The following is a 20648-nucleotide window of genomic DNA, read 5'->3' on the forward strand; positions in this document are numbered from 1 at the left end:
TTGGATGATGCCGATTATTATCTCCCTTCTACTCTTTTCTATAAAAGAGAAAAGGGCAAAGGCTGATTTTTTTCGGCTGTGTGGATGACTAAATTTATCTATTTTTAATTTGTGGAGTCGATACATGATCTTTGATATGCCAATACCCTTCGCAGGAAAGAGGCAGGTGGTGCGTATGCAGGATGAAAGTGGTGGTGAAGAAAAGGAAAAACGCTCCGGAGGCGATCTGATTGCAAGATTGCTAAAGACGCGCACGGTCATGGTTTCAGACGAGGTGAGTAAGAAAATGGCGCAACAGATCATGACCCAGCTTATCCTTCTTGAAGGAGAAAGCGATGAAGACATTAAAATGTTCATTAATTCTCCGGGAGGAGATGCTGATGCTGGTTTTGCAATCTATGATATGATGCGATTTATAAAACCCAAAGTAAAAGCGATCTGTGCAGGTGTCGCCGCCAGCGCAGCAGTGATTATCTTGCTTGGTGCAAAAAAGGAAAATCGTTTTAGTTTGCCCAACGCCCGTGTGCTTATTCATCAGCCTTCCACAGGTATCCATGGTACTGCAGCCGACATTCAAATAGAGGCTAGCGAAATCCTTAAATGTCGTGAAAAGATTAACCGTTTGATTTCTGTTGAGACGGGACAGCCTCTGGAAAAGGTGGAGACAGATACCAAGAGAAATTTCTGGATGTCTGCTGAAGAGGCTTTCAAATATGGATTAGTCAGGAAAATTATACAGACAAGCGACGATTTAAAAGCATAATTCTATGGTGATTGCGCAATATCATATGAAGATTTTTTTGTGTTATCAAATTGACATCCTTCTTTTGCGATTAAGGACGAATGGATGTTTCTTTGTTTGATACTGCGCAAGTTTCTTTAATTTGAAAGGATAGTAGAGAATGGCACTAACAGGATTAGACATTTACAAACTCCTTCCAAAAACAAATTGCAAAAAGTGTGGAAGGCCTACCTGTCTGGCATTTGCAATGCAATTGGCACAGAAAAAGGCAAACCTGTCAGATTGTCCGGATGTAAGTGAAGAGGCGAAGAAGGTACTGGGAGCTGCTGCAGCCCCTCCCATTAAACTCGTGACGGTTGGCACCGGAGCGAGGCAGGTTCAGATTGGTGAGGAAAATGTCCTGTTCAGGCACGAAGAGAAATTTTATCATCCCACGGGCGTTGCCGTTACTATTCATGATGACTTGGATGAAGCTGCTTTTAACGATCGTTTGAAAAAAATTAACAGCTTAAAGATGGCGCGTGTTGGTACAGAAATCGAGATCGATCTGATTGTCATCATAAATAAGAGTAATACAGCAGATAAATTTGCTGATACGGCAAAAAAGGTAAGCGATGGGTCTCACCTGAATATTATTTTAAGTAGTTCATCCGTCGACAACATGAAAGCTGCCTTGCAAAAATGCGCAGAAAAGAGGCCTCTGATTCATGGAGCCAGTGCAGGGAATTGTGAGGCGATGGCAGCTCTTGCACATGAAAAGAAGTGCCCGATGACTATAGCGGCTCAGACCCTTGAGGAGTTTGTTGATCTTGCAGAACGTGCTAAGAAGGCGGGTGTTGAAGAAATTGTGTTAGATGTAAGTGGTAATAATCCCAAAGAGGTGCTGCAAAAACTGACCAAAGTGAGACGTCTTGCCTTGAAGAAGAACTTCCGTGACCTTGGATTCCCCATGATTACCTTTGTAAATGATGAAGATGCATTCCAGGAAATTGCGCTGGCGAGCACCTATCTGCTGAAGTACGCCGGCATTGTTGCGGTGAATGTATGCGAACCATGGGCAATTATGCCCTTGCTTACCGCCAGGACTAATATCTTTACAGACCCGCAAAAGCCTATACAGGTGGAGCCACGATTGTATGCCGTTGGTGATGTCAAGGACGATTCTCCTGTATTATTTACCACGAATTTTTCGCTTACCTATTACACGGTTGAGGGAGAGGTTGAATCGAGCCGGATCCCTGCATATATTTTATCGGTCGATACGGGCGGGACTTCTGTATTAACTGCGTACTCAGGGGATAAATTAAACGATAAGGCTGTAGCAAAGGCTATGACGGACGCGCAGGTTGATACCAAGGTAAAGCACAAGAAGCTGATAATTCCAGGCCTCGTTGCAGTAATGTCCGGAAAACTTCAGGAGACCCTTGGGTGGGAAATTCTGGTAGGCCCCAGGGAGGCATCCGGACTCCCTTCATATCTGAAAACGGTATGGAAATCGTAACATACGTCAAAAATCTGCAAATAAGTCTCTCTCGAAAAGTGCGAAGAGAGAGGTCAACTATAGGTTAAAAAGAGAAGGTTATACGAGTTAAACAATAAGCTGTTTACGGATTTTCACTTCAGGTCCAACATATGGAAAACTCACACAGTAAAGTACATTTCTTTCCCGTTGATGTTACCGTAGAGATTGAAAAGGGGAAAACAATCCTCGATGCTGCGTATAAGGGGGATTTGTTTATAAACGCCCTCTGCGGTGGCGACGGCACGTGTGGTAAGTGTAAGGTGATTCTTGGTTCCGGCATGATTGAAAGCATGCCCACGACACATATCTCAGTATCGGAAGCGCAAAAGGGGTTTGTCCTTGCATGTAGTACGAAGGTAATGGGCAACCTGGAAGTAATTATTCCCGAAGAATCGAAGCTTGATAAAAGTCAAATCCTTGCTGGTGAATTTCCGCAATTTTCAGGATCCCTGGCTGCAGCCACCTCTCGAGTAGAACATTTCCGGCGAGAACCTTTGGTAAATAAAGTGTATCTTGAACTGCCGCAGCCAACGTTGGATGATAGTATGGCAGATTATGAGCGACTCTGCAGAGGGATTATGATGAAAACCGATGTCTCTCTGGAAAAGTTAACTATAAATTTTGATGTCCTCAAATGCCTTCCGGGTATTTTAAGGAGTAGCGACTGGAAGGTTACAGTAACGCTGGGATACAGAGGCTCTTCGGTTGAGATTATTGAAATACAAGGTGGCGATACCAGGGAAGGAAACTATGGTGTTGCGGTTGACGTGGGAACAACCACGGTAGTCGCTCATCTTCTGAATCTTTCCCGTGGAGAGACGATAGATATTGAAGCGACTTATAATTCTCAGATTAAATACGGAGACGATTACATTCAGAGGATTATCTATGCTGCTGAAAACACCGCCATGGATATCATGCAGGAGGTGTTGATTGAAGATATTAACCATCTTGTTTTCACCTTGGTCAAAAGAAATCATCTCACGATTCATGATATTAATGCGGTAGTTTGTGCGGGAAACACGGTAATGACCCACTTCCTGATAGGATTGGACCCTACAAATATCAGGAAAGAGCCATATCTTCCAGCGGCGAGCTTTGTACCACCTTTGAGAGCGCATGAAGTGGGAATGAAAATCAACAACAATGGCTTGCTCTATAATCTTCCGTGTGTTGGAGCTTATGTGGGCGGGGATATTTCTTCCGGCGCTTTGGCAATCCGGCTGGACAAAGCGGAGATGTTATCATTGCTTATCGATATCGGCACGAATGGCGAGATCGTGCTGGGTAATAAAGATTGGATGGTGTGCTGTTCTGCATCGGCCGGCCCTTCCTTTGAAGGCAGTGGTATCTCCTGTGGTACCCGTGCGGCGAAGGGCGCTATAGAAAAGTTGACGATCAGGAAAAATTATGATGTTTCTTACAAAACCATTGGAGACGCTCCGGCGAGCGGTATTTGTGGCTCAGGGCTTTTAGACTGTCTTGCTAATCTTGTCAGAAGCGGAGTCATAGACCGGACTGGTAATTTTCAAAAAGGGATAAACTCAGACCGTTTAAGAAGAACGGATAATGGATACGAATTTATTCTCGTTGACAGAAGTGAAACCTCTACAAAACGGGATATTGTTATTACCCAGGCTGATATTCAGAATCTCTTGCGGTCAAAAGCTGCGATCTATTCGGCAATTTCTACCTTACTTGAATCCATGGGAATGGAGCCTAATAACATTGAACAACTCTACCTTGCCGGAGGATTCGGAAATTATCTGGATGTGCGGAGTGCAATCACGATTGGGATGCTCCCTGACGTATCTGCCTCAAAGGTGCAATTTGTGGGGAATACTTCAGTGCTTGGTGCAAAAATGGCTCTCCTTGCAAAAGATGCTTATGAGGTTGCCAGAGTCATTGCGTCGAGAATGACATATTTTGACCTCATGTGCAATAATAAATATATGGAGGAGTATGTATCGGCAAATTTTCTGCCGCATACGGATATAGAAAAATTTCCATCTGTTGCAGAGGAACTGATGGTTTCATAAAGAGGAATTTGTATGGCTTTTCACATTGCAGTTGCAGGAAAGGGAGGAACAGGGAAATCAACCCTTTCAGCCCTTATTATCCGATATATTACTGAAGAGGTTGGCAAGCCGGTGTCTGCAGTAGACGCTGATCCGAATGCGTCCCTCGGCTCATTGCTTGGTCTTCATGTGCAAAGCACCGTTGCTGATCTCCGTGAAGACATTGTGGAGAAAAAAGTTGATTTTTCCGGGATGTCAAAGGATCGGTATATTGAGTATGCCATTGAGGAATCTATCATTGAAAAGGAAAAATTCGATCTTTTAACAATGGGCAGGCCGGAAGGGCCGAAGTGTTATTGCTATGTGAATAATCTCCTTCGTAAATACCTGGATAAAGTGGGAACAACGTATCCATTTGTTATTACGGACAATGAGGCTGGAATGGAGCATCTCTCGCGCAGGACAACGAATAATGTGGATCTCCTGCTGATCGTAAGTGAACCAACGATTGTTGGTGCGCTGACCTTACAAAGGATCCTCGCATTAGCCGATTCACTTCCTGTTACGATCAGGCAAAAGTGCTGTATCTTAAACCGGGTGCCCAGGAATGGTATTCATGAAAATCTTCAGCAGAAGCTGGATAGCATGGGGATTGAAATATCTGCAATACTTCCCTTTGACCAGGAGGTTTATGATACTGCGGCGTGCGGAGCCTCGGTGTTTGAAATTTCCCGTGAAAATGAGTTATATCAAAAACTAGGGAAGTTTCTGCAGAAACATTTGCCGGCAAGTATGCTCGGGAAAATAGCGACTGGCCATACATAGTGCAAAAAAGGAGAATTTTTGTTTGTGTATTCGCCGCCGCCAGGATGGGCGTAGTGAGATTTTTAGATATTAAACGGATTGGCAGGAGATAATTGAATGGAAATACCAAATGTAGCTGACAAGTGGTCTGGTGCTGTCAATGAGATTACCCTTGGAGCCACAAAGGATAAAGGAGGTAGCAGGACAAAAACCATTACGATAGGTGGCGCAAAGAGTATTCCTTTTATGGATTTTGAAGGGAGTCCCGGCCAAAAACCCGTGGTTGCCATGGATGTCTATGATGTACCGCCGGAAGACTGGCCGGAAACATTGTCCAAGCCCTTTGCAGACGTTCTTCACGATCCCGCACAATGGGCAAAAAAATGTGTAGAACAGTATGGCGCAGATTTAATCTGTCTTAAACTGGAGGGAATTCATCCTGATAAAGGCAATAAAACCGCAGAAGAGACAGCGACAACGGTAAAGTCGATTCTTGCTGCAGTAGGTGTCCCTCTGATTATTTGGGGGTGTGAGCATGATGAAAAGGATAATGATGTTATGACCAAGGTGAGTCAGGCTGCAAAAGGAGAGTGTTGCCTGCTGGGAGTTGTTACTCAGGATAATTACAAAACGCTTACCGCTACTTGCCTGGCAGACGGACATGCGCTTATTACGTTGGCACCGGTAGACATCAATATAGCAAAACAGGTCAATATTCTTGTATCCGAAATGGACTTTCCGCTCAACCGAATCGTTATGTTCCAGTCAACTGGCGCCTTAGGTTACGGCCTGGAGTACACCTATTCTATTCAGGAACGTGAACGGCTGGCCGCACTTACGGGAGATAAAATGATGTCTATGCCCGTGATCTGCGATGTTGGACATGAGGCGTGGAGAACCAAGGAGTCAAAATCGGACGACAAAGAAGTTCCTCAATGGGGAGCACGGGATGAAAGAGGCCCCATGTGGGAGACCATTACGGCTGTTAGTTTGTTGCAATCGGGTGTTGATATTATCCGTATGAGCCATCCGAAGGCCGTTGCTGCGGTAAAAAAGTGTATTGATCGTTTATATTAAAGAGGAAGAATTTTCAAGAAAGGATAAACATACAATGATTTCTATCGGCGAGCGTATTAATGGTATGTTTAAAGACGTACGAGAGGCGATAAAAAATAAAGATCCGAAGGCGGTAAGGGAACTTGCAATAAAACAGACAGAGGCAGGGGCAAGCTTTCTGGATGTAAATGTTGGCACTGCTGCTGCTGACCCCGCCGAAGCAATGAAATGGTTGGTTGAGGTTGTTCAGGACACGGTAAAGACACCGATTGCTATTGATAGCCAGAAATTTGATGTGGTAAAGGCAGGATTGTCGGTTGCAAAGAACGAGATTTTAATCAATTCCTCGAAAGGGGATCCGGAAGAATTGGATAAATTCATGACCCTGGCGAAGGAATACAATGCATCACTGATATGTCTGACTATGGACAAAACCGGTATTCCGCAGGATGTTGCACGGCGCATGGAATTTGCTATGAAAATCGTCGAAAAGGCCGTGGAGCACGAATTCGAGTTGTCAAAGGTATATATCGATCCCGTACTCTTTCCTATTAATGTCGACCAGAAGCAACCAGCGCTTATGTTCGATATCTTTAATCAGATCAAAATGATTTCCGACCCTCCGCCGCATAGGAACGTGGGACTGAGCAATTTTTCACAGGGAACGAAGGAAAAAAGGCTTTTGGCGAGGGTGTTCCTGACGATGGGGATTTCCTACGGATTGGATGCCGCAGTAATGGATGTGCTCGACAAGGACCTAATGGACGCCGCAATAACTGCAGAGATTATCATGAATCAACACCTTTACAGTGATTCCTATCTAACGGCATGCAGAAAGTAATGGGTTCTTTAAGCGTTGCTCTTCTTAGGAAAGTCACGGTATTATTTTCTATGACAAAGCGCAATTGAATCCTCCATAAGTGGGTGTGTCAATCGTTTAAAAGATTTGATTATCCAAAGGTATAGAAGATTACGTTAACGCAGATGGCTTGGTACGGGTATGTGATGAATTCGTTGCGGCGCCAGAATTGAAGTATTTCGGTATCCAGACCGCTTACCTGTAAAGTAGACAACAGAGAGGATGGTCTTAAAGCGACGCTCAAATTGTTTATATTTTATTATTCTTACGGGCAAGCGGAATCTTAACAAAAATAGGAGCGAGCACGGTATCATGATTTGTCATGTATCTTGCTTGCGAGGCAGTTTGTTGCATTACAAAGTCAAGGGTTCGTCTCATATGTATTTATTCTCAATAGTATGATGAGATTACATGGTTTCGCAACAGATACTGATTATGCGTTTCGTCTTGAACTTTTTTTCCTGGGCGCGGGAAAAGAGTACCGTCTTTTTGTAACTACGATACAGCCTGCCAATCTCAAAATCCTATCTTAAGTTTTGTGTTCAAAATAGTAACATCCCGGCGCAAGTTTTTCTTGAAATCGTCTTTAAAATTTGCTATTTTGTGATTTTCATAACGTTATGATAACCGTCTACTTAATAAGTCAATAATATTAATACCGTGGGTGTTGTCGGGGGACTATTGTGGCATGAGAAATTTTTTGTTAAATCTTTTTGAACGACTGGAAACAAGTATTTATAAGTTTAATGGGAATGGGAATGGGAATGGAAAGCATCCTGTTCCTGAATTATCGAAAGATAATTTACTGTTTGAAAGTTTGCCGATACAAACAGGTTTCCATGCTTTATCAGCGGTAAAAAATCCTTTGGAGATCGGAATACACAGATCACAGCAATATCTTCTTAAGAGCCAAAACCCGCTTGATGGGCATTGGGTGGGAATTTTAGAAGCAGACACAACCATAACTGCAGAATATATCATGGTTATGCATTTTCTTGGGAAAATAGATCACAAGAAACAGAAAATGGCTGCGAATCTCCTCCGTGATCATCAGCTTTCTGACGGTGGCTGGAATATCTATTACGGAGGGCCCAGTGAAATTAGCGCTTCGGTGAAGGCTTATTTTGCTTTGAAATTGGCAGGATATACTGCGGACGAACCTTTCATGCAGAGGGCAAGGAAATGCATCCTCGAGAAGGGGGGCATTATGAAGGCTAATTGCTTCACGAAGATTTATCTTGCTATGTTTGGGCAGGTTGACTGGCAGGCAGTGCCAGCCGTTCCTGCGGAAATGATTCTGTTTCCGCCTGGATTTTTCTTTAGCATCTATGAGATGTCTTACTGGTCAAGATGTATCGTGGTACCTCTTTCTATTGCGATAGCAAAAAAACCTCATATTCCTGTTGGGGACGATCTGCTGAAAGAGATCTACTTGATACCGCGTGAAAAAGTTGTTTATCGTATCAAACGCGATCAACCAAGTTTAAGCTGGCGTAATTTCTTTATTGATGCCGATAGTATTTTCAGGCGCTACGAACGGCAGCCCATTCAATGTATTCGGAGAATTGCCCTTCGCAAGGCAGAAAAATGGATGCTGGATCATTTGGAGAAATCTGGCGGACTTGGTGCCATTTGGCCTGCAATTGTTAATTCGATTTTTGCTATGAAGTGCCTTGGCTATCCGGATGATCATCCGGCATTGGTAAAACAGATTCAAGAGATGGAAAATCTGATTGTCTACGATGGAGACCGTCTCTATTTACAACCATGCGTATCACCGGTATGGGATACCGCATGGGCAGTCATAGCACTTCACGAGTCTGGGATATCCAGTGCCGATCCTGTATTACAAAGGGCTGGGCAGTGGCTTCTCAGCAAGGAAATAAGGAATTTTGGCGATTGGTCTTTAAAATGCAAGGTAGATGAGCCAAGCGGCTGGTACTTTCAATATGCAAATGAGTTTTATCCCGACACGGATGATAGTGCTGCTGTGCTTATGGCGTTGCAACGGATATCACTGCCGGAGACAGCTCATAAGGAGGCTGCTTTTTTACGGGGGATACGATGGCTCCTGGCTATGCAATGTGATGACGGAGGATGGGGCGCTTTCGATCGTAATAACAACAAAACTATTTTAAATCATATTCCTTTTGCAGACTTTAATGCCCTATTAGATCCCAGCACGAGTGATGTTACTGCCAGATGTCTCGACTTTTTGGGCCGTACCGGGTTTGGCAAATCTTCTCAGCATGTCAGAAAAGCAATAGAATTTCTTAAAAAAGAACAAGAAAAGGATGGTTCATGGTTTGGGCGTTGGGGTGCAAACTATATTTATGGTACGTGGTCTGTGCTTTCCGGACTTTCTGCGGCTGGAGAAAACATGAATGCTTCGTATATCAGGCGAGCCATTGACTGGCTGAAAAATGTCCAGAATTCTGATGGGGGATGGGGAGAAACCATTCAATCTTACGATGATCCGTTCCTCAAGGCGATTGGCAAAAGCACACCTTCACAAACAGCCTGGGCTTTATTGGGCTTGATTGTAGGCGGTGAGATAAAATCTGATGCCGTAGAAAAAGGGATAAAATTCTTGCTGGCCAAACAAAAGGAAGATGGAAGTTGGGATGAGAGTGAATTTACTGCAACCGGTTTTCCAAAAGTCTTTTATCTGAAATACCATATGTATCGCAATTACTTTCCGCTCACAGCATTGAGCAGATACCGGAATCTCATTCAAAATTTCAAAGGTAAATAATCGCAAACAAATTGGGGTTAATTACAAATGTTTCTTTTTTCCTAACGGAAGTTCCATTTTACCATTTCTATAATGTCTGATATTCGCTTCCCGCCTTCCAGTACCACGGTAGGCTCAAAACCACAGTGCATCATGCAATTTTCACAACGCGGGTCACTGCCTTCCTGATATTTCGTCCAGTCCGTGTTTTCCATGCATTCATTAAAGGTTTTATAATGGGTATCAGTAATGAGATAGCAGGGACTCTTCCACCCTAGATAGTTTCTGGTTGGGTTTCCCCATGGTGTGCACCTGAGTGATCTTTCTCCTCTCAGAAACTTTAAATACAAGGGAGAATTGAGTATTTTGTATTTTTTAGAAATCCCATAAATAAACCCAAAGCGTTCCTGTATCTCATTTCGGCAAAGAAACACTTCGTTTTCATTGTGTTCAAAACTAAACCCCGGAGAGACCAACATGCCGTCTACTCCTAATCCTTCGAGAAAAGTGAACAGTTCGTCGATCTCCTTTTCACTGGTATTTTTATAGATTGTGGTATTCGTACAAACTTTAAACCCTGCACGTTTTGCCATCTGAATTGCATGAATTGCTCGTTCAAAGACCCCTTTCCCGGCAATGGCGTTATGGGTGCTGGCAAGTCCGTCGATGTGGACATTAATATTGAAGTACTTGCTGGGTTTTAGTTTTTTTATTGCATCAGGAAGCAATATTCCGTTTGTGCACAAATAGACGTGTCTCTTTTTATTGACAATAGCGTTGATAATTTTATCAATCTCCGGATGCATCAGAGGCTCACCGCCGGTAACGGTGACAACAGGGGCAGGACACTCTTTCACTGCCTGAATGCACTCTTCTGTGCTTAACATCTCCCGCATCGTTTCTTTATATTCCCGGATTCGGCCACAGCCTTCACAGGCAAGATTGCATTGATGGGTAACCTCCAGCATTAATACCAAAGGAAACCTTTCTTTGGATAAAATTTTGTTCTTAAGCAAGTATTTCGTCAAAGAAGAACTAAGTGATAATGATACCCTCATAATAGGCGCTGCTCCATTTACATGAATTAAGGCAAAAATCAATATATCAAGCGGATTATAGCATGCGTATAAAATGCTATATCAATTATATGATACTGTCAAGTATTATTTAAAAGTGTGCCTCTGTAAGGTTTTACCCATAATTGTGATTGATGCAATCAGATACTTTTTCATAATTTGTATTGAAAATTTTTTCTAAATTTGATTCTATTTACTTGGTTTCTGTTGAAAAGGAAGATTTATGATAGCAGTGTTTTTTGCATTAAGCCAAGAAGCGGCGGCTCTGAAATCACACGTAAATATCTTAAAAAAGATCCGGTACTCTCACGCTACATTTTATCAGGCTGAATTTTGTGGTTTCCCGATAACCCTGGTTCAGTCAGGGGTGGGGAAAAATGTGTCGGAAATTATTCATCACCTATCAAAATATTTCAAAATACAACTTATGGTTTCCTCCGGTTTTGCCGGCAGCGTAAACCCCCGAATTGGTGTTGGTGATCTGGTTATCGGAAAACATGTCCTCCATTCTCTGCGAGAAGTCACGGAAGAAGAGATCTGCATTGATGCTACCCTGCCCTGTGATGCATCAGCCGTGGAACTCGCTGTTAAATTAGGCAGCACCGACTCCCTAAAATTACATTGTGGAGACATCTTGTCCATTGATAAAATAATCCAGCACTCCTCTCTTAAAAAACATATTGGAAACCAAACGTCCGCAATTGCTGTAGACATGGAATCTTTTGCAATAGCGGAACGGGCCAATGCCATGGGAATTCCTTTTGTCGTGGTGCGTGCAATTTCAGATGGGGTGGACGAGGATATGGAAATCTGCGAAAATATGGTAACCAAAGGGGGAAGAGTGAAAATTTCTGCCACAGCGCGATATCTGTTCAACAAGCCTCACCGCATTCCCTACCTGAATCGACTTCGCAGACAAACCAGACAAGCGACAAATGCCCTTTCTGCATTCTTTCCAAATTTTATTACACAAATCTATAATTCTTTGTTAGCATAAGGGTTTTGTGAGGTGATCATGATAGATAAAGTAATTGGGATTGTGATGGGTAGCGATTCTGACCTTGCTACGATGAAAGAAGCTATAAGTGTACTCAAGGAATTTGAGGTGAACTGCGATGTGAATGTCATTTCAGCCCATCGGTCACCGGAGAGGGCGCATTCGTATGCAGTAGAGGCGGAGAGGAATTACGATGTAATTATTGCTGGCGCAGGGGGGGCAGCGCATCTGGCTGGTGTTATTGCCAGCCTCACCCCTATTCCAGTTATTGGTGTACCCATGCCGACATCTGGACTGGGTGGATTGGACTCACTCCTCTCCATGGTGCAAATGCCATCAGGTGTTCCGGTGCCAACCATGGGGATTGGAAAGTCTGGAGCCGTCAATGCTGCAATATTAGCAATACAAATATTAAGCATATCCGATCCGCAATTAAGACAAAAACTCGCTCTCTATAAAAAAAAGCTGGCCGATGAGGTTGCAAAAAAAGATACTGCTGTGAGGATGGAATTTGGGCTGTTATAGTCGGTGTTTTTGTAAAAAAGGTCCACTTCAGAGAAAAAATCTCTTGTTTGTTCAACAGAACTACAAAATCAGGATAAATATTGCGCAAGGGAGGTGAAATGCCATTACCAACCATAGAATGGGAAGGGGATGTGAACGGTCGTATCCGACTGATTGACCAAACCGTATTGCCTACGGAATTAAAGTTCGTTTATTGTGAGGATATAAAAAGCATTTGGCACGCCATCAAGACACTTATGGTGAGAGGCGCACCGGCAATTGGTATCGCAGGTGCCATGGGTGTAGTCCTGGGCGTTAAAGATATTCAAGGGGAAAGCGCGGAAACATTCTTGAAAGAACTCAAACAGGTGACTGCCTATTTAGCTGCTTCACGGCCCACGGCTGTCAATCTCTTTTGGGGACTTGCCCGCATGGAGCGCATTGCACAGGAGAATTTGAATAAATCGGTTCTGGAAATAAAAGAAGCGCTCCTGCAAGAAGCGCTCAGGATACAAAATGATGACAAGATTATTTGCAGACAAATCGGAGAAAATGGTGTCGGTTTTATCAAAGACGGCAACGGTATCTTGACCCATTGTAATGCGGGAGGTTTAGCAACGGCTGATTATGGAACCGCACTGGCTGTCCTTTTCAAGGCAAAGGAACAAGGCAAACATATCAAAGTGTATGCAGATGAAACGCGTCCCTTGCTGCAAGGTGCAAGGCTAACAGCATGGGAGCTGGTTCACGCAGGAATTGATGTTACCCTGATTTGCGATAACATGGCAGGGCATGTCATGAAGCTGGGAAAGGTACAGTGCGTCATTGTAGGAGCGGACCGAATCGCTGCCAACGGTGACACCGCAAATAAGATCGGTACGTACAGTGTCTCCATTCTGGCTAAGGAGCATGGCATTCCCTTTTACGTCGCAGCGCCTGTTTCAACCTTTGATTTAAGCATAAAGTCCGGAGACGAGATTCCCATCGAAGAGCGTTCTCCGGAAGAAATAACCAGTGGATTTGGCAAGAGAACTGCACCTGAAGGAGTAAAGGTCTTTAATCCTGCCTTTGATGTCACTCCGGCACGCAATATCACCGCCATTATTACTGAAAAGGGAATAATTCATAACCCTTCTCGTGAGAATATACAATGTCTCCTGGGAGCATCAGGTAGATAAATATAAAATACAAAGAAATCCTGTGTGTATTCAGGATTTTTTAGATTGGCCTTTTCATGTTTCTTTACAGACAGTCATATGAAGATGAAAGTACGTTGGTGGAATGACAAGCAGATGGGCGCTTTATATGTAACGCAGCAAAGCTGCAACCAAATCCCTCCTGTTAAGAGGAGCGAAGGAGGAGATAAAACCCCCCGTGAAGAAATGAAGATTTTACACGGTAATACACCGTCTCATTACCTGAGAGCGCTCTTCTTGAGCAGTATTTCCCTGCCGTTTTTTTTTTGGCTGTGGAACGGATCGGGTAGACATTGAATTTCAAAGTTCGAGAGGGATTTACATTGACGATTCAAAAACAGACCCTGATAAATTGAACAGAGAACTTGAATATGACTTAAAAGAAGCAGAAAGACAACGCCTGCAAAAACAGCGGGCGGCGGAGGCTGAGGCAAAGGCGAAGGCTGAAGCGAAACGTAAGGCAGAGGCGCAGCAGGAGAATCTGAAATCTGAGGCTGAAAAAGAAACAGATGAGACGACAGCGGTAGAATCGTATCCATCACAACCATAAATCCGGAGTTTTTCGTAGAGGACACTATGTTTAGGAAAAAAATTGTAACGGGGTTTATTTTGATCACTGCATGTTTTCTGGTATTATACAGCTACGGATATTATAAAAAGTATAAGACCTTATCCCTGCTTGACGGAAAGATTAAAATGGGGAAATATAAAGATGCCCTGGCCTCTGTTCAGAAATTGCAGGAATCTCTCGTCATCCGTATGGTGTTAAAATTAGAAAAAGAAGATCCAATGATCGCTTATAATAAAGGAGTGGTATATGTCCTCATGGAAAACAAGAAAAAAGCGAGCGCCGAGTTTCGAAAGGCTATGGAAACGAATGATCCTTTGTTGAAGGCCAGGGCTATTTATAATACTGCGAATATTATTGCGGCCGACATGGATTTTTCTACTGCCGCTATGCAGTACGCAGAGGTATTGAAGATTAATCCTGATGATTTTCAGGCAAAAAAAAATTTAGAAAGGATGAGGTTTGGAGAACAACAATTTAATACGATGTTCAGCCCGGAGCAACAAGAGAGGGAAGACAGGATTGAGGCACTAAAGCTTCTTCCCTGGGGCACGAAATACAAGTATAGCGGAGAGCAAAAGATCCGGTGGTGATTTCCCGATAAAGGCGTGAGATACCACATACTTCAGCCGTATTAAATGCTACATATGAATAATAAGCATACAGTGTCACATGGGGGGAAGCACTGTCCTGATCTTTGGTTTCCTATTCCTATTCCCGATTTTAAGACATCTTTATCATGTTGTTTTTCAACTACGAAGCATACAAAATCGTTGTTTATGCCTTTTCTGGTCTGATTTTTCTCCTCTATGTATATCTTTATCGGAGAAAGGCTATATGGTTAAAGGCATTTGGTCAGCGTAGTTTGATTTCCAGATTCAGCAGAATTCCCTCAATATACAGAAATCTCTTAAAAGGCGCCTGCATGAGCGCTGCCTGTTGTACTTTGGGATTGGTTGTCTTGCAGCCTAAGTGGCAGACCACTCAGGATCATTTTGAAAAAGAAGGATTGGAGATCGTCTTTGTGCTCGATGTCTCCATCAGCATGCTTGCTGAAGATGTAAAACCCAACCGATTGCAACGGGCGAAGATGGAGATATCTCATCTTGTGCAAAGATTAGACGGTGACCGTGTCGGTTTGATTGTATTTGCCGCCCGTGCATTTTCACTCCTGCCTTACCCGACTAATGACTACGACAGGGTCTTCCTCCGTGTCCTGAATATGATTAATGAAAATTACGTGAGATTTGTACCTTACGGAACGAACATCGGTAATGCATTTATCCTGGCAATGAATAGCTTTAGCAAGGAAAGCACAAAGAAGGTAATGATATTCCTCACCGATGGTGAAGAGCAGGTCATCACCCGCAGCCAGATGGCTGAAGCCATAAAATTGTTGTTGGAAAGAAGGGACATTGCCATTTATGTGGTCGGAATCGGAGACACCAAAAAGACATCACCCATACCCAAAAGAGACAAGGAGGGGAACGTAACAGGGTATGAGATTACAGAAGACGGAGAAACGATTTATACGAAGCCTAACCCGATATTTTTGCGGGAGATTGCAGAGATGGTAGGCGGGGCCTATCAGCACGATGCTACGGGTGACGAGCTAAAATATATCTTTGAGCAGATGCTTGAGAAAAATAAAAATATCGTTGGGATCAAAAAGAAAATGGTTATAAAAGATATTTATCAATATTTTCTGGGTAGTACACTGGCATTGCTTGCACTGTATTTTATTCTATAACATCAGTTACAATCAAAGAGACACGAATAATAACCTTGCGCATATTTCCTGCGAGAAAAACTGCTTGACAGGAACGCTGATCATCCAGAGATATATCACATTGCAGACGCCATGGCAAAAGATATGAAATGCTCCGTTCTTGATTTTTTGCAGGATGAAAACCTCCGGGGAAGGATATATCTCACAAAATATAAAATATATAAGAATTTGATAGGCGCTTACCCGTTCTCAATGATATCATAAAGGAATTATCGAAACGGGTCTGGTCTGAGACGGTAGTTTGAAGAATTAATAGTGAGCGCAAAAGGGACGTTGTCATTACGAGCACATTCGCATTGCCCAGTGTAAACGCTGCGAAGCAATCAAGGCACTAAAGATTGCTTCGGCTGTTGTCTTCCCAAGTACAGCTGCATTTGTAACCTTTGTTGATATCATGGCTCGCCAGGATGAATTCATATACGTATGCCAGCTTTTCAATCGTTTTGTAAAAATCCCAACGATGTGATGGATATCCATGAAAAAGTGATGTATGGTGTCTTTATTCAGGTTTAGAGTATTATGACACTACTGATTTATGATGACATTTTCTTGCGGCATGATACGGGATACGATCATCCTGAAAATGCCAAAAGGATCAGGAATACAGTAACACATCTCAAGCAAAGCATCTTGTGGGAACAATTGCGGGTGGAGAAACCACGTGCCGCATTGGTTGAGGAAATTGGCCTTGTTCATCCTCTATCCTATATTGAGACTATCAAAAAAATTGCAGATGCAGGTGGAGGGCGGCTGGATGCTGATACCGTGATTTCTACGGCATCATATCATTCCGCTATTCATGCAGCAGGAGCGCCATTAACGGCAATAGATTTGATCATGAAGGGTGAAGAGAAAAACGCCTTTTGTCTTATACGTCCGCCAGGTCATCACGCAAGACCTGCTTATGGTATGGGGTTTTGCCTCTTCAATAATACAGCCATTGCCGCAAAATACCTCCAGTCTCAATATCGGCTGGAAAAAGTTTTTATTGTTGACTGGGATGTTCACCACGGCAATGGTACGCAGGATACATTTTATTACGATCCAACGGTATTCTATTGTTCCATTCACCGCTATCCGTTTTATCCGGGCTCCGGCAGGAAGGAAGAAACCGGACAAGGGGAAGGCAAGGGATATACTCTCAATTTTCCCCTATCAGCAGACACACCACCCAGAAAATATACTGAATTATTTTCTGATGTCATGGAGCAAAGCATGGCATTTTTTTCTCCAGATTTTATTTTTATTTCAGCAGGTTTCGATACCTACAAGAAAGATCCTATCGGAGGGTTAAACTTAGAGATGGAAGATTTTGGAACGCTAACGGAAATTGTTACGAAATCTGCAGAAAGATATTGTAAAGGCATGATTGTATCATGCCTTGAGGGTGGTTACCATCTCTCAGACCTTCCGCTCTGTATAGAAACTCATCTCAAGGCATTGCTACGGGGATAACTAAGTTTTTTGTTGTGTCGTGGCCTTCATCTGATTCAGTTTTAGCGTGAGACGTGATTTTCTTCTGCTAGCTGTTTTTTTATGTAAAATTCCTTTAGCAGCAGCTTTATCCAGTTTTTTCATCGTGAGGCGGAGTTTCTCTTCAGCCGCCTGAACCGTTCCCGCCTTTACAATTCCCAAAAAATCCTTGATCTGTGTTTTAAGAGCAGACCGATGGGATCGGTTTCTCAAATTAAGTTTTATATTTTGCCTGAGTCTTTTCTTGGCTGATTTCATCGTAGGCATAATGCGAACTCCTTTAGTAAAAAATTGATAAATATAACAATCAGCATAAAACGGAAATTAAAGTTATATAGAGTAAGTAATTTATGCTTGAAAGTCAATAGGAAAAGGAAAGAACCAGGACAACATCAAAGTCAGAATAGTTGATAATGAGGAAAAAAGTGGGCAAGAAAGAGGAGGGTAAAAGGGAAGGAAAATGGACGGATGAGCAAAAGAGAAGAGAAGAAAGCGACCAAACAGGTATTATAAACAAAAGAGTCTCAGCACGAAATAAGATATACAGGCTATAGTTCTGTGCGTTTTGCAGAAGAGGTCTTTGCCAGAAGATGAAGGGCTGATAATGCTATTTTTTAGGTTAGCAAAGACCCGTGGTGCATGGGGTGTACGAATCGAGGTATATTCGTCATGCACGCTCTTTTGAGAGAAGGCATGTACCGGGTTTCAACCTATGTCCATTATGCAGTGGGCGAGAAAACATACTCCACATAATATCAGAATGGCAATGACGGTATCTTATAGTATTACCGCGTAAAATCATTCTTTTTTCGCAAGTTTTTTTACACCCTCCTTGACTTTGATGTGAGCGCTTAGTCGAACGATAGGGGGGATTTGGTTGCGGCTTTACGGTATTATGATTTTATCTCTAAAAATATTCTTCGAATGCACAAAAATGCCATAAGCAATTACAAATAAGTACACGGTATCCGCTTTGTTAAGTTTTTCTCCCTGCCGCCATTTCCATCCGATTGTTTTAACGGTTGAGTATTATTGTCTTTAAAAAACTTCAACGTTTTTAATATTTGAAGATATGTTTGGAATACCATTTGTGTTAAGAAACCACACGCCATATAGAGAATGATTTTACGTGGTAGGAAACCTCAATCCTTACTGAATAATTTTATTGTAATAAAATCTTTTGTGTTCAGATGCATTTCGTCTGACAATCGTTTTCATCAATCTTCACAATAAGGAGTCCGTTTATGCGCACCCTTAAAGGTAGTCTCGTTGTTCTTTTGCTTTTCATTCGGATCGTATTTTTATCTACAGACCTTGTGTGGGGAGACATTACTGGTACATCGAGTGCAATCGTTCTCGACAAAAATGCAAACGAAGTAACCAACAAAAAAACAGACCGAACACGACGATAACAAAAGTTGGAAGAGCGACAAGAAGGGGAAAGGAAGGGATAAGGATAAGGGAAAAGACAAAGGCAAGGATAAGAATAAGGACAAAGACAAATGCAATGATGATGTGGATCGCGATGGTGATGGGTATTCCAGCAAGTATGATTGTGATGACAACAACTCCTCCATAAACCCGGCTGCCAGGGAAATATGCGATGGCGTGGACAATAACTGCGACGGACAGATTGATGAGGGACTGAAGACCACATTCTATGAAGATACAGATGGAGACGGCTGTGGAAACCCGCATGTGGCCATAGAGGCATGCAGTCAGCCCTTGGGCTATGTTGCTAATAATACTGATTGTGACGACACCAATGCCACAGTAAATCCGGGCGCTACAGAGATAAAGAAGAACGGCCTTGATGATGACTGTAACCCATCCACACCGGATGATGACGCAGGGGCGAAACTCCCGCCCGACCCCGGTGAGGAAGGAAAAAAGACATTGCTTGGGATAGATGCGGATGGCGATGGGGTTTGTGACGACATTCAGCGGTATATATACTTTACCTACTCCGAAGATAGGAAACTTCGATTAGGCCTTACCCACTACGCCATGGAGTTCCATGGCGTGCTCAAGGATGCAAACGACCGTGAGGCTTGTTATGAGCATGCAAACAAGATGGCCCGTCATGGTGAATGTCTTTGGTACCTTAAGGGTAGAGATTCTTTTGACATTATTGATCAACTACTCGCTGAGATACTGAATACCAGAGAGCGTAGTATTGCATACATCACGTACAGTGATAATCTGGGTGGCAGAGTAATTTCCGGTGCTCCACTGAAAGAATGGAAGGGCAGTTGTTCCTTTGATGTAGACGCTGCTGTTGTAAGTTCTAACCCGTCAGTTCAAGAGCATATTGCTTTTTATAATCAATATCTGAGTGAAGACAAAATGGTTGTGCTTGTCCCTCATTCCCAGGGCAATCTGTATGGCAATATTGCATATCTCGGCATAGACCAGCACTATATCGGCAGATTCAGCATAGTTTCAGTGGCAAATCCGGATGGCTTCGTTGCCGGCGGCGGACCTTACACGACGATTGATGAAGATGTCATTATCGGTCGCATTCCACTTGCATTACCGCGGAATCTTGACAATTTCTTCGGACCCCTCAATTGGGGAGATATTTGGAGTGGCCATAGTTTTATAAAGTCCTATATGGCCTCCGGACACAAGGCAGAAACGAAGATCCTGAATGACGTCGTTGCAATGATCAACAATCTCACAATATCGAATGCAGACAGAGAAGCTATAGAAATAGTCAGTACGTATAATATTCTCGGGGTTGTCTGCGGTAATCCTGGCACAACCTTGATAACAATACCGCAGGACGCATATATTACGGAAATTGGCACGTATCACTGGTGCGATGGAGGGCAGCCGGCAGGAACACATGCTTTATACAATCTTAACACATCTCGCATGTACGGGCCATTTCCAGGAACGATTGACTTTCGCTTCTGGATATCGCATCCCAATACCTATGTACCTGCAGGAAGCTACGAAGTTATCGATTCTGAGCCAAGTACTTGGTCACACACGCATAACGGCGGATTTGTGAGAATCATGGGAATAGAGTGTTACTAACTGAGTTCGTTGCTCATTTTCCTTGTCTTTTTTAATAAGAAGTGAGCTTAAGCGTACCTCCATAAGCAAAGCAAAACTAATGGGTTGTTGAATGCCATGAACACTTGGTGTTGGACTTCACTTACGCTTAGCCCAACCTACTCGGCTAAAAATGTTGTAATACGGATACGATCAGTGGGATGATTGCTTATGAAACAATAGTATTATTTCGTTTCAGCATTGTCCGGTTAGGAAATTGCGTAATACAGGTATCAAGAAAAACGAGAAA

Annotated in this window: 20 protein-coding genes; 18 read left to right on the forward strand and 2 right to left on the reverse strand. The window is 43.0% G+C overall.

Going from position 1 to position 20648, the window contains the following annotated elements; translation table 11 throughout:
* The first annotated feature begins 124 nt into the window (after nt 1-124).
* From BIY37_RS00935 to shc, 7 genes are all read left to right on the forward strand, one after another.
* Entirely contained in the window at nt 125-763 is a 639-nt protein-coding gene (locus tag BIY37_RS00935) for an ATP-dependent Clp protease proteolytic subunit (protein ID WP_080324756.1), read from the forward strand.
* Nucleotides 764-902: 139 nt separating this feature from the next.
* Nucleotides 903-2243 (forward strand): acetyl-CoA decarbonylase/synthase complex subunit gamma, encoded by a 1341-nt coding sequence (gene acsC / locus BIY37_RS00940; protein ID WP_070065974.1) that lies wholly within the window; start codon nt 903-905, stop codon nt 2241-2243.
* A gap of 131 nt (nt 2244-2374) precedes the next feature.
* Nucleotides 2375-4303, forward strand: coding sequence for an ASKHA domain-containing protein (locus BIY37_RS00945; RefSeq protein WP_070065975.1), 1929 nt, complete (start codon nt 2375-2377; stop codon nt 4301-4303).
* Nucleotides 4304-4315: 12 nt separating this feature from the next.
* Nucleotides 4316-5107 (forward strand): nucleotide-binding protein, encoded by a 792-nt coding sequence (locus BIY37_RS00950; RefSeq protein WP_070065976.1) that lies wholly within the window; start codon nt 4316-4318, stop codon nt 5105-5107.
* Nucleotides 5108-5203: 96 nt separating this feature from the next.
* Entirely contained in the window at nt 5204-6163 is a 960-nt protein-coding gene (locus tag BIY37_RS00955; protein WP_070065977.1) for an acetyl-CoA decarbonylase/synthase complex subunit delta, read from the forward strand.
* A 34-nt stretch (nt 6164-6197) separates the two neighbouring features.
* On the forward strand, nt 6198-6983 hold the full coding sequence (locus BIY37_RS00960) for a dihydropteroate synthase (protein ID WP_070065994.1): 786 nt from the start codon (nt 6198-6200) through the stop codon (nt 6981-6983).
* 706 nt (nt 6984-7689) lie between these two features.
* Nucleotides 7690-9756 (forward strand): squalene--hopene cyclase, encoded by a 2067-nt coding sequence (gene shc, locus BIY37_RS00970; RefSeq protein WP_070065979.1) that lies wholly within the window; start codon nt 7690-7692, stop codon nt 9754-9756.
* A 41-nt stretch (nt 9757-9797) separates the two neighbouring features.
* Here the strand turns inward: shc and hpnH are convergent, their stop codons facing one another.
* Nucleotides 9798-10793: an adenosyl-hopene transferase HpnH gene (gene hpnH, locus BIY37_RS00975; RefSeq protein ID WP_070065980.1), complete on the reverse strand. Its 996-nt coding sequence runs from the start codon at nt 10791-10793 to the stop codon at nt 9798-9800.
* 241 nt (nt 10794-11034) lie between these two features.
* Between hpnH and BIY37_RS00980 the strand changes: the two genes are divergently transcribed.
* The 8 genes from BIY37_RS00980 to BIY37_RS01015 all read left to right on the forward strand — a co-directional run bounded on the left by BIY37_RS00980 (nt 11035) and on the right by BIY37_RS01015 (nt 17320).
* Complete coding sequence (locus BIY37_RS00980) at nt 11035-11808, forward strand: phosphorylase family protein (RefSeq protein ID WP_070065981.1); 774 nt, start codon at nt 11035-11037, stop codon at nt 11806-11808.
* Nucleotides 11809-11826: 18 nt separating this feature from the next.
* Entirely contained in the window at nt 11827-12333 is a 507-nt protein-coding gene (gene purE / locus BIY37_RS00985; RefSeq protein WP_070065982.1) for a 5-(carboxyamino)imidazole ribonucleotide mutase, read from the forward strand.
* A 98-nt stretch (nt 12334-12431) separates the two neighbouring features.
* Complete coding sequence (gene mtnA, locus BIY37_RS00990) at nt 12432-13490, forward strand: S-methyl-5-thioribose-1-phosphate isomerase (RefSeq protein ID WP_070065983.1); 1059 nt, start codon at nt 12432-12434, stop codon at nt 13488-13490.
* Between the two features lie 370 nt (nt 13491-13860).
* Complete coding sequence (locus tag BIY37_RS01000; protein ID WP_070065985.1) at nt 13861-14058, forward strand: hypothetical protein; 198 nt, start codon at nt 13861-13863, stop codon at nt 14056-14058.
* Between the two features lie 26 nt (nt 14059-14084).
* On the forward strand, nt 14085-14669 hold the full coding sequence (locus tag BIY37_RS01005; protein ID WP_070065986.1) for a tetratricopeptide repeat protein: 585 nt from the start codon (nt 14085-14087) through the stop codon (nt 14667-14669).
* Between the two features lie 146 nt (nt 14670-14815).
* Nucleotides 14816-15826: a VWA domain-containing protein gene (locus tag BIY37_RS01010; protein ID WP_070065987.1), complete on the forward strand. Its 1011-nt coding sequence runs from the start codon at nt 14816-14818 to the stop codon at nt 15824-15826.
* Nucleotides 15827-15886: 60 nt separating this feature from the next.
* Nucleotides 15887-16069 carry a hypothetical protein gene (locus BIY37_RS14210; RefSeq protein ID WP_420886177.1) on the forward strand — a complete coding sequence of 61 codons (183 nt, stop codon included), beginning with the start codon at nt 15887-15889 and terminating at the stop codon, nt 16067-16069.
* Nucleotides 16070-16384: 315 nt separating this feature from the next.
* The gene (locus BIY37_RS01015; RefSeq protein WP_070065988.1) at nt 16385-17320 is read left to right on the forward strand and encodes a histone deacetylase family protein; all 936 of its coding nucleotides are present in this window, start codon (nt 16385-16387) and stop codon (nt 17318-17320) included.
* Here BIY37_RS01015 and rpsT read toward each other — a convergent pair whose 3' ends face one another.
* Nucleotides 17321-17605, reverse strand: coding sequence for a 30S ribosomal protein S20 (gene rpsT, locus BIY37_RS01020; RefSeq protein WP_070065989.1), 285 nt, complete (start codon nt 17603-17605; stop codon nt 17321-17323). It abuts the gene before it with no gap.
* Nucleotides 17606-17751: 146 nt separating this feature from the next.
* Between rpsT and BIY37_RS13290 the strand changes: the two genes are divergently transcribed.
* From BIY37_RS13290 to BIY37_RS01025, 3 genes are all read left to right on the forward strand, one after another.
* Nucleotides 17752-17892 (forward strand): hypothetical protein, encoded by a 141-nt coding sequence (locus BIY37_RS13290; protein ID WP_179129196.1) that lies wholly within the window; start codon nt 17752-17754, stop codon nt 17890-17892.
* Between the two features lie 690 nt (nt 17893-18582).
* On the forward strand, nt 18583-18750 hold the full coding sequence (locus BIY37_RS13295) for a hypothetical protein (RefSeq protein ID WP_179129198.1): 168 nt from the start codon (nt 18583-18585) through the stop codon (nt 18748-18750).
* Nucleotides 18751-18853: 103 nt separating this feature from the next.
* Nucleotides 18854-20380: a putative metal-binding motif-containing protein gene (locus BIY37_RS01025; protein ID WP_070065990.1), complete on the forward strand. Its 1527-nt coding sequence runs from the start codon at nt 18854-18856 to the stop codon at nt 20378-20380.
* Nucleotides 20381-20648 lie beyond the last annotated feature (268 nt).

This window comes from Candidatus Brocadia sapporoensis, assembly GCF_001753675.2.
GTDB classification, from domain to species: Bacteria; Planctomycetota; Brocadiia; order Brocadiales; family Brocadiaceae; genus Brocadia; species Brocadia sapporoensis.

Bases quoted from the DNA above. Each gene is read 5' to 3' on its own strand.
- acsC (WP_070065974.1), top strand. From the start codon at position 903: ATGGCACTAACAGGATTAGACATTTACAAACTCCTTCCAAAAACAAAT.
- shc (WP_070065979.1), top strand. From the start codon at position 7,690: ATGAGAAATTTTTTGTTAAATCTTTTTGAACGACTGGAAACAAGTATT.
- BIY37_RS01015 (WP_070065988.1), top strand. From the start codon at position 16,385: ATGACACTACTGATTTATGATGACATTTTCTTGCGGCATGATACGGGA.
- BIY37_RS00945 (WP_070065975.1), top strand. From the start codon at position 2,375: ATGGAAAACTCACACAGTAAAGTACATTTCTTTCCCGTTGATGTTACC.
- BIY37_RS13290 (WP_179129196.1), top strand. From the start codon at position 17,752: ATGAGGAAAAAAGTGGGCAAGAAAGAGGAGGGTAAAAGGGAAGGAAAA.
- BIY37_RS01010 (WP_070065987.1), top strand. From the start codon at position 14,816: ATGTTGTTTTTCAACTACGAAGCATACAAAATCGTTGTTTATGCCTTT.
- BIY37_RS00955 (WP_070065977.1), top strand. From the start codon at position 5,204: ATGGAAATACCAAATGTAGCTGACAAGTGGTCTGGTGCTGTCAATGAG.
- BIY37_RS00980 (WP_070065981.1), top strand. From the start codon at position 11,035: ATGATAGCAGTGTTTTTTGCATTAAGCCAAGAAGCGGCGGCTCTGAAA.
- rpsT (WP_070065989.1), bottom strand. From the start codon at position 17,605: ATGCCTACGATGAAATCAGCCAAGAAAAGACTCAGGCAAAATATAAAA.
- mtnA (WP_070065983.1), top strand. From the start codon at position 12,432: ATGCCATTACCAACCATAGAATGGGAAGGGGATGTGAACGGTCGTATC.
- BIY37_RS00935 (WP_080324756.1), top strand. From the start codon at position 125: ATGATCTTTGATATGCCAATACCCTTCGCAGGAAAGAGGCAGGTGGTG.
- BIY37_RS00960 (WP_070065994.1), top strand. From the start codon at position 6,198: ATGATTTCTATCGGCGAGCGTATTAATGGTATGTTTAAAGACGTACGA.
- BIY37_RS13295 (WP_179129198.1), top strand. From the start codon at position 18,583: ATGCGCACCCTTAAAGGTAGTCTCGTTGTTCTTTTGCTTTTCATTCGG.
- purE (WP_070065982.1), top strand. From the start codon at position 11,827: ATGATAGATAAAGTAATTGGGATTGTGATGGGTAGCGATTCTGACCTT.
- BIY37_RS01005 (WP_070065986.1), top strand. From the start codon at position 14,085: ATGTTTAGGAAAAAAATTGTAACGGGGTTTATTTTGATCACTGCATGT.
- hpnH (WP_070065980.1), bottom strand. From the start codon at position 10,793: ATGAGGGTATCATTATCACTTAGTTCTTCTTTGACGAAATACTTGCTT.
- BIY37_RS00950 (WP_070065976.1), top strand. From the start codon at position 4,316: ATGGCTTTTCACATTGCAGTTGCAGGAAAGGGAGGAACAGGGAAATCA.